Origin of the sequence: Pedomonas sp. (genome assembly GCF_036515995.1) — a bacterium.
In the GTDB taxonomy this organism is placed as follows: domain Bacteria; phylum Pseudomonadota; class Alphaproteobacteria; order Sphingomonadales; family Sphingomonadaceae; genus Pedomonas.
In genome coordinates this window covers 1-8,808 of the sequence record NZ_DATBUP010000209.1, presented here as the reverse complement: position 1 = coordinate 8,808, position 8,808 = coordinate 1, and the positions used below count along the sequence as shown (strand labels likewise).

The window sequence follows — 8,808 nt, the reverse complement described above, 5'->3', positions numbered from 1 at the left end:
GGCCAGCGGCTGGCCCACTTCGACGAAGGGCAGGGCACCGAGGTTGGCATCTGCCTCGACACGGCTCGTGCCGGTCTGCCAGTCGAGCGGATTGGTGCACACCATGGGCGTGCCTGCGCGCAGCACGCCGGTCGGCCCCGGTGCTGCGCCATAGGCGGCAATGACGCCGGACGGGTCGGCCGGTTCACCAAAGCTCTGCCACGACACGACGCAGCCGGTGGCCTGCGGCGTGTCGCACGGCGCATAACCGAAAGGCTCCAGATCGGCCTTGATGGAGACGGGCCAGCCCACAAGATAGGCCGCTACCAGCCGCTGCCGGGCCGGATGATTGGCCAGCTTGTGCTGCAGCACCGCCAGTGCATGGAGGCTGCCCTGACTGTGCCCGGCAATGATAAAGGGCTTGTCGCCAGTGGCTTCAAGAAAGGTGTCGAACGCGCTTGCAACGTCCTGGTAGGCAAGAACGAATGCCTGAACCTTGTCCTGCTTTTCGGTGAAGAAAGCGCCCAGCGTCGCCTGACGGTAGATCGGCGCCCAGATGCGGCCCACGCCATTGAAGGCGGTTGCCTGATGGCGGATCATCCGGTCCGTCAGGGCATTGGTGGTGGAGTCCGCCAGAGGCGCATTCCACTGCGCCTTGTTCATGTAGGTTGTCGGCGTCACGTAGAAGACGTTCACTGCCGGGGTATCAGTAGCAGTGAAGCCCTCCGGCACGTCCATCGAAGTGCCGGGCTTAGCGGGATGAGCGGCCCAGCTGGCGATGTTATTGTAGTCCGGAGCGTCGCCTTTCGGGCTTTCCGCGAAGCTGATCTTCGGTTCATAAGTGAAGCGGAGCAACTGCGGCAGAAAGGCCTGGTAGGCCACCAGTCCAATGATGAACAGCATGATGAGCCCGGCAATGACCCAGAGAAACTTGACGGCAGGGGAGATCCTGCGCTTTGGCGCGGCTGCGGATGTGGTCATGGAGGCGGCTACCTGTCGGTGAAGTTCTGTACAAGCAATTGGTGCGAGATTGGCAATATCAGCTACTCGAAACAAGGGGCTCGGGGAATGCGCAGATTGCCGCCTTCGTCTGTAAGCGCTTCTAACCTTGGGGTTCGATCTGCTAGGAAAGCAATCGAAACGTCCGCCAGCCTTGATGGCTGACGAGCGGGCGTGCTATCCGCCCCCGGCACGAAGGGAGCCAAGCCATGGCTGTTGATGAAAAAACAGTACGCCGCATCGCGCATCTGGCCCGTATCAAGCTGGATGATGCCGATGTCGAGCCGATGATGAAGGAACTGAACGGTATCCTTAACTGGGTTGAGCAACTCAGCGAAGTGAATACCGATGGCGTCGAGCCCATGACCTCGGTCGTTGCGCAGAAGATGCGCTGGCGCGAGGACGTGGTGAGCGACGGCAACATTCAGGAAGATGTGCTGAAGAACGCGCCCGAGGCGCAGTTCGGCTTCTACGCCGTTCCGAAGGTGATCGAATAATGGCTACCGAACTGACCGATCTGACCGTCGCGCAGATGCGTGACGGCCTGAAGGCGAAGAGCTTTTCCGCCGTCGAGCTGACGCAGGCGCATATCAGCGCCGTGGAAGCCGCACGCGAGTTGAACGCTTTCATCGTCGAGACCCCGGAGCTGGCGCTGGAGCAGGCGAAGGCCGCCGATGCCGCGATTGCCGCTGGCAATGCCGGTCCGCTGGCGGGCATTCCGCTGGGCATCAAGGACCTGTTCGCCACCAAAGGTGTACAGACCACGGCTGCTTCCAAGATTCTGGAAGGCTTCGTGCCGACCTATGAATCGACCGTCTCCGGCAACCTGCTGCGCGATGGCGCGGTGACGCTGGGCAAGCTGAACCTCGACCAGTTCGCCATGGGTTCGTCCAACGAGACCTCGGCATTCGGCAACGTGCTGAACCCGTATCGTGGCCCGAACGGCGAGCATCTGGTGCCGGGCGGCTCGTCCGGTGGTTCGTCGTCTGCGGTTGCGGCCCGTATCGTTGCCGCCGCCACCGGTACGGACACTGGCGGCTCCATCCGCCAGCCCGCTGCTTTCACTGGCATTTCGGGCATCAAGCCGACCTACGGCCGCTGCTCGCGCTGGGGCGTGGTGGCGTTCGCATCCTCGCTCGATCAGGCGGGGCCGATGGCCCGTACGATTGAAGACTGTGCCATTCTCTTGAAGTCCATGTGCGGCTTCGATCCGAAGGACTCGACCTCTCTCGACCTGCCGGTGCCTGATTTCGAGAAGGCCCTGACCGGTGACGTGCGCGGCCTGAAGATCGGTATCCCGAAGGAATACCGCGTCGATGGCATGCCTGCCGAGATCGAGAAGCTGTGGCAGCAGGGCATGGACTGGCTGAAGGCCGCAGGGGCCGAGATCGTCGAGATCTCTCTCCCGCACACCAAGTATGCGCTGCCGACCTATTACATCGTGGCTCCGGCCGAGGCGTCTTCCAACCTCGCCCGCTATGACGGTGTGCGTTACGGCCAGCGCGTGGCTCCGGAAAACGCCTCGCTGATCGACATGTACGAGGCGACCCGTGCCGCCGGTTTCGGTCACGAGGTGAAGCGCCGCATCATGATCGGCACCTACGTGCTGTCGGCCGGCTATTACGACGCCTACTACGTGAAGGCCCAGCGCCTGCGCACCCTCATCGCGCAGGACTTCGAGAAAGCCTATCAGCAGTGCGACGTGATCCTGACGCCGACCGCGCCGAGCGCCGCGTTCGCGTTCGGCTCCAAGTCGGACGATCCGCTGGCGATGTACCTCAATGACGTGTTCACCGTTCCGGCCTCTCTGGCGGGGCTGCCGGCCCTGTCGGTCCCGGCAGGCGTGGATGCGGACGGCCTGCCGCTCGGCCTGCACCTCATCGGCCGCAAGCTCGATGAAGAGACCGTGCTGAAGGTTGGCCATGTAATCGAACAGGCCGCCCAGTTCTCGGCCAAACCGGAAAAGTGGTGGGTGAAATGAGCGAGACCAAACCCTATCGCATTCGCGGCGCGACCGGTGACTGGGAGGTGGTGATCGGCATGGAAGTCCATGCGCAGGTCATCTCCAATTCCAAGCTGTTCTCCGGTGCAGCCACCGCCTTCGGCGCAGAGCCGAACGCGCAGGTCAGCCTCGTTGACGCGGCCATGCCGGGCATGCTGCCGGTCATCAATGGCGAGTGCGTCCGTCAGGCCGTAAAGACCGGTCTGGCGCTGGGCGCGCAGATCAACAAGTGGTCGCGCTTCGACCGCAAGAACTATTTCTATGCGGATCTTCCGCAGGGCTACCAGATCAGCCAGTTCCAGTATCCGGTGGTGGGCGAGGGCACGATCACCCTCGATCTGGAAGGCGACCGCACCAAGGAAGTGGGCATCGAGCGCATCCACCTGGAGCAGGACGCGGGCAAGTCGATCCACGACCAGAACCCGACCCGTTCCTACGTGGACCTCAACCGCTCGGGCGTGGCGCTGATGGAGATCGTCGGCAAGCCGGACCTGCGGTCTCCGGAAGAAGCCGGTGCGTACCTAAAGAAGCTGCGCACCATCCTGCGTTACATCGGCACCTGCGACGGCAACATGGAGGAAGGCTCCATGCGCGCCGACGTGAACGTGTCGGTGCGCCGCCCGGGCGAGGGCCTCGGCACCCGCTGCGAGATCAAGAACGTCAACTCGGTGCGCTTCGTCATGGCGGCCATCGAGTATGAAGCCCGCCGTCAGGTGGACATCATTGAGGACGGCGGCACCATCACTCAGGAAACCCGCCTGTTCGACAACGTGAAGTTCGAGACCCGCTCGCTGCGGTCTAAGGAAGAAGCGCATGATTACCGCTACTTCCCGGATCCCGACCTGCTGCCGCTGGAGTTCGATGACGCGTTCATCGAGGAATGCCGCGCGTCGCTGCCGGAACTGCCGGATGCCAAGAAGGCCCGCTTCGCTAACGAGTTGGGCTTGTCGGAGTACAACGCGAGCGTTCTGACCACCGAGAAGGAAATCGCGGACTACTTCGAGGCTCTGCTGGCGGAAGCTGCCAAGGCGCAGAACAAGCCGCTGGCAGAGGTTGCGCGCCCGGCTTCCAACTGGGTGACGTCTGACCTGTTCGGCGCACTGAATAAGCTGGGCAAGAGCATCGAGGAAAGCCCGATCAGCCCGGCGCAGGGCGCGGAGCTGATCAGCCTGATCGCGGACGGCACCCTCTCGGGCCGCCTCGCCAAGGACGTATTCGAGATCATGCTCGAGACCGGCAAGGGCGCGGCTGCCATCGTTGAGGAACGGGGCCTGAAGCAGGTTTCCGATACCGGTGCGATCGAGGCGGTCATCGCCAAGGTGCTGGCTGACAATGCAGACTCGGTGGAAGCCTACCGGGGCGGCAAGGACAAGCTGTTCGGCTTCTTCGTGGGTCAGACCATGAAGGCCATGGGCGGCAAGGCCAACCCGGCTGTCGTCAATGATCTGTTGAAGAAGGCACTGAACGGCTAAGCAGCAGTTCTCTGCTTGTTAAAGATAAGGCCGTGTCGGGGCTTCCCGGCACGGCCTTTTTCTTTGTTTTGTTGGTAAAGGTATTTATCGGGGCTGAGTTTCTGCTGAATGTTATTTCAGCCGGCCCAATCCGCAGATATGGGTCCAGGCAGCATCATCAACCGGCAGTACGGATAGGCGCGGCTGCTTGACCAGGGCGAGGTCTGCCAGCGCCGGGTCAGCCTTGATGGCCGCTAGCGTGACCGGGCGGGGCAGGGGGCGGATCGCTTTTACATCGACCAGCCCCGATGCCGGGTTGTTCGGGTCTGGGTAGAAGGCGCGGATGATCTCGACGATGCCGATGATCTGCTTCTCCTTGCCGGTATGGTAGAAGAAGGCGTGGTCGCCTACGGCCATGGCGCGCATGTTGTTAAGCGCCTGCGCATTGGCGACGCCCTCCCACGCCGTGGAGCCCACCTCAGACTGCTGTTCCCAGCTCCACGAACCGGGTTCGGTCTTGATCAGCCAGTATGCCATGACTGTGCCCCCTGATCTCAGCGACTACTCCATGGCCGGAGCAGTAGCCTGCCGATCTTCCCGATCCTTCAGCACTTCGGCTGGCGAGACGGTTTCGTTCTTCAGGCGCTGCGCACGCTGGTTGCGGTAAACGCCAAGGGCAGTCGGGATATCATTCGGCAGCGAGACACAGGACATCAGAGCGGCCTTGAGCCACTGGTAACGCTGGTCGATCACCTGGTTCTCGACGCGCTTCAGGGCGTCGCCCTGCGGGAAGCCGGTGGCATTCTCCACCAGTTTGAGAATGCGCCACGCACCGTAGGATGGGCAGGTGAGGTTGCGCTGTTCCTTCATCTCGCCGAAGCGGGTCAGCAGCACCGGAATGCTGGTTATCTCGTTGTCGAGCATGGAGTCTTCCGTCACGACGATCTCGACGTGGCTGCCTGTGCGAACGCCGGTCTTCTCGGCGAACAGGCCCACAATCACGTCACGGCCGCCGTTGCGGTCCCACCGGTGCTCCAGCAGGATGTTCTCCAGCTGCACGTCCTTCAGCGGGTCAACTGCATACTGGCGCTTGATGAAATAGGCCGTTTCGGCAAGCGAGCCGTTGAGGCGGATAACCTCAGGTCTGCCGTCGATTAGCCGAACGAGGACAGGCAGATCGCCAGACACCTCGCCAAGGCCTTGCGGGAGAGTGGCGAGAGACATGGACGGCGGAATGGGAACGCCTTCGTCCTGCTTGATGACGTTGGTCGGGCGAAGGGTGTAGCCGGCCCCGCCTTCGGCCGGAGACAGTTCGCCAAGGAAAACAGCGGGCGCGCCTGTCAGGAAGTTTGCACCCTGAAGCAGTGGGACAACCGGACGGCCCTCCCGGGAGGGGTCCTTGTAGGTATAGGCCTTAGGTGCGAAGAAATCGCCCGGCAGCTTTGGCTCGTCCGGGATCTGCTCGTTCGCCCAGCGCCACCAGGCCACAATGCCCGCGATGAGAACGGCCACAATGGCGCAGTAAATCAGGATGCGTCTGCCCTCGGTGTTACCCATCTGCCTTACCCGTCTTTTCTTCACTAAAACTTTACTCTTCATTCCTGCCGGGTTGCGGCTCGAGGCGCAACATTCAAGCGGTGGAAATGCATGAGCCTGCGCCTGATTTTGCAGAAATGCCGCATTCGAATGTTAATTTATACATATGCGGAAGACCTTGGGCTCGAACTGCCAGTCTCTGTAAAAAATTTGCAGCACGAGGGAACAAACCTCAGAATGCGAATAACTAGAACATGGGTTGGAACATGAGAGAAGCGACCTATATCTAGTAGTCGTTCACATTATTGATCCACCAACTGCCTGAGTACAGCCAAGGATCTTGGAATGGAGGCGCAGGAGCTGATGGATATTGCTGCTGATCGGGTTTGCCTGTTTCTTGATCTCGACGGGACACTGATCGATATCGCTCCCCGCCCGGATGCAGTTGTCGTACCGGGAGATCTGGTCTCGCTTCTGGAACAATTGCGGCAGCGCCTCAACGGTGCAGTGGCGGTCGTCTCCGGGCGCCCGCTCTCGGATCTGACCCGGCTGCTGGCTGACTGCCCTGTGCCGTTGGTGGCGGAGCATGGAGCGGTGTTCCGGATGCCACCGGAATATCCGGAGCGGCCAGCCCGGCAGTATGCTATTCCCCCTGCAATGGCCGGTTTCGTGCGGCAGGCGATTGGTGGCTTGGATGGCGTCCTGCTGGAAGAAAAGCAGAGCTGCCTGACCGTGCATTTCCGCCTGGCGCCGGAGCAGGAAGGGCGCGTGCGCGCTGTTCTGGAGCAGGCGATCAAGCGCTGGCCTGCGTTTCGGATCACCGGGGCAAAGATGGCGCTCGAGTTGCGGCCTCGCGGGTTGGACAAGGGCTCGGCCGTACGCCAATTGATGCGCCACCCACCGTTTCAGGGCCGCACTCCGATTTTCATTGGCGACGATATTACGGACGAAGACGGTATTCGCGCCTGTCTATTGATGGGCGGCAAAGGTCTGCGTGTGCCGGGAGATTTCGGTGGCGGACCGGTTGTTGTGCGGGAATGGCTCCGCAGCCTTGTAACGGCTGCGCCTAAGGAGGCGGCCCAATATCCACCATGAGAGGGAACGCAGCGGCCCTTCGGGGCGTACCAACGTTGTCAACTCTGCCGAAGGACTTAAACGTGGCTCGACTCGTGATTGTTTCAAACCGGGTGACTGTTGGAGGGAAAAAGGGGCAAGCGCCGGGTGGCCTCGCAACCGCTCTCAAGGATGTACTCACACCGGAGACGATCTGGTTCGGTTGGAGTGGTAAGCGCGGGGAAACCTCCGGCCGCCTTACGCGCAGCAATGCGGACGGTGCCGAAATTATCGCCATGGATCTGGCGGAGAAGGATTTTACCCGTTTCTATGTCGGTTTCGCCAACCGCACCCTCTGGCCGTTGCTGCACTATCGGCCAGGCTTGCTGTCATTTGATCGGAGCGACTACGAAGGATATCTGACGGTCAACAATCAGTTCGCAGACGCGCTGATGTCGTTCCTGCGTCCCGACGACATCGTCTGGGTGCATGACTATCACTTCATTCCGCTGGCTGCCTGCTTGCGGCAGCGGAATTTCACCGGGCGGATCGGTTTTTATCTGCACATTCCGTTCGTTCCGCCTGCGCTGTTCTCAGTGCTCCCGCCGGGACGGGCGTTGCTGTCAGCGCTGTGCGAGTATGACCATGTCGGCTTCCAGACCGAAACCGACGTGCGGCACTTCCGCGCCTGCGTGATGGAGATCTTGCGCTATTCCATCAGCAAGGAAGGCGTGATTTTCGGCCCGCATCGGCCGTGCATTTCCAATGCTATTCCGGTTGGCATCGATACGGAGGCTTTCTCCGCCATGGCAGCGGAGGCGGAGCATCAGGAAGAAGCGGAGCGACTGCGGGACAGCATGGGCGGAAAGGCGCTCATTCTTGGTGTGGACAGGCTCGATTACAGCAAGGGTCTGCCGCAGCGTTTCACCGGTTACGGACGCTTGCTGGAGAAGTATCCGGAGCACCGTCAGCACGTCGGTTTCCTTCAGGTCGCGCCGCGTTCGCGAGACGACGTGAAGGAATATCGGGACGTGAAACGGCAGCTCGACCAGCTGGTTGGCCAGATCAACGGGCAGCATGCCGATTTTGACTGGGTGCCGCTGCGATACATTACCCGCGATATGCCGCGCTCCATGCTGGCGGGCTTCCACCGTGTCGCGCGTGTAGGCCTGGTTACGCCGCTGCGTGACGGCATGAACCTCGTGGCCAAGGAATTCGTGGCAGCGCAAAACCCGGCGGACCCCGGCGTTCTGGTGCTCTCACGCTTTGCAGGCGCCGCAGCGGAACTGCAGGATGCACTGCTGATCAATCCATTCGATCCGGATGAAATCGCTGAGGCTTTGCACGCTGCACTTACGATGCCGTTGGCGGAGCGGCAGGCGCGGTGGCGGCGCATGTATGAAATCGTACACCGTAACTCTGCTTCGGCCTGGAGCCAGGCGTGCATCCAGGCGGTGCTGGGTAACCGGCACATGGATGTGCAACCGAGCAGCCGGTATTATTGGCAGCGGGATCAGCAGGCCGGCAAGCGCAGGTGAGCAACGCCCCCCTTTCCCCCACGGCCGAGACGGTGCGCCGCCACGATCGCGAGCGCTATCTCACTGCGCTCTTCGCGCCGGCCGATCGGCGCGAGGCGCTCTTCGCCCTCTACGCCTTCAACTACGAAGTGGCGAAGACGCGCGAGGCGGTGACCGAGAAGACGCTCGGGCGCATACGGCTCGAATGGTGGCGCGAGACGATCGACGGGATCTACGCCGGCGCGACGCCTCGCGCCCATTACGTGGCGGG

At 61.7% G+C, this 8,808-nt stretch carries 9 protein-coding genes; 6 read left to right on the top strand and 3 right to left on the bottom strand.

Annotated features, from left to right (window positions below):
• A partial coding sequence (locus VIG90_RS15410) for a DUF3089 domain-containing protein (protein ID WP_331594405.1) occupies nucleotides 1-960 on the bottom strand: 960 nt, incomplete at its 3' end.
• A gap of 227 nt (nucleotides 961-1,187) precedes the next feature.
• Between VIG90_RS15410 and gatC the strand changes: the two genes are divergently transcribed.
• From gatC to gatB, 3 genes are read left to right on the top strand one after another with little or no spacing between them, the layout of a single operon-like run.
• Nucleotides 1,188-1,475 carry an Asp-tRNA(Asn)/Glu-tRNA(Gln) amidotransferase subunit GatC gene (gene gatC, locus VIG90_RS15405; RefSeq protein WP_331594404.1) on the top strand — a complete coding sequence of 96 codons (288 nt, stop codon included), beginning with the start codon at nucleotides 1,188-1,190 and terminating at the stop codon, nucleotides 1,473-1,475.
• Complete coding sequence (gene gatA, locus VIG90_RS15400) at nucleotides 1,475-2,959, top strand: Asp-tRNA(Asn)/Glu-tRNA(Gln) amidotransferase subunit GatA (RefSeq protein ID WP_331594403.1); 1,485 nt, start codon at nucleotides 1,475-1,477, stop codon at nucleotides 2,957-2,959. Before gatC ends, gatA begins: the two co-directional genes overlap by 1 nt.
• Complete coding sequence (gene gatB / locus VIG90_RS15395; protein ID WP_331594402.1) at nucleotides 2,956-4,452, top strand: Asp-tRNA(Asn)/Glu-tRNA(Gln) amidotransferase subunit GatB; 1,497 nt, start codon at nucleotides 2,956-2,958, stop codon at nucleotides 4,450-4,452. Before gatA ends, gatB begins: the two co-directional genes overlap by 4 nt.
• Nucleotides 4,453-4,563: 111 nt before the next feature.
• On the opposite strand, the gene VIG90_RS15390 is transcribed toward gatB, so the two are convergent.
• The gene (locus VIG90_RS15390) at nucleotides 4,564-4,968 is read right to left on the bottom strand and encodes an EVE domain-containing protein (protein WP_331594401.1); all 405 of its coding nucleotides are present in this window, start codon (nucleotides 4,966-4,968) and stop codon (nucleotides 4,564-4,566) included.
• A 24-nt stretch (nucleotides 4,969-4,992) separates the two neighbouring features.
• Complete coding sequence (locus tag VIG90_RS15385; RefSeq protein WP_331594400.1) at nucleotides 4,993-5,988, bottom strand: hypothetical protein; 996 nt, start codon at nucleotides 5,986-5,988, stop codon at nucleotides 4,993-4,995.
• A gap of 324 nt (nucleotides 5,989-6,312) precedes the next feature.
• On the opposite strand from VIG90_RS15385, the gene otsB reads away from it, so the two are divergent.
• The 3 genes from otsB to VIG90_RS15370 all read left to right on the top strand — a co-directional run.
• A complete protein-coding gene (otsB, locus tag VIG90_RS15380; RefSeq protein WP_331594399.1) occupies nucleotides 6,313-7,062 on the top strand; it encodes a trehalose-phosphatase in 750 nt (249 codons plus the stop codon).
• 62 nt (nucleotides 7,063-7,124) lie between these two features.
• On the top strand, nucleotides 7,125-8,558 hold the full coding sequence (locus tag VIG90_RS15375) for an alpha,alpha-trehalose-phosphate synthase (UDP-forming) (RefSeq protein WP_331594398.1): 1,434 nt from the start codon (nucleotides 7,125-7,127) through the stop codon (nucleotides 8,556-8,558).
• A partial coding sequence (locus VIG90_RS15370; protein ID WP_331594397.1) for a squalene/phytoene synthase family protein occupies nucleotides 8,555-8,808 on the top strand: 254 nt, incomplete at its 3' end. The genes VIG90_RS15375 and VIG90_RS15370, both read left to right, overlap by 4 nt.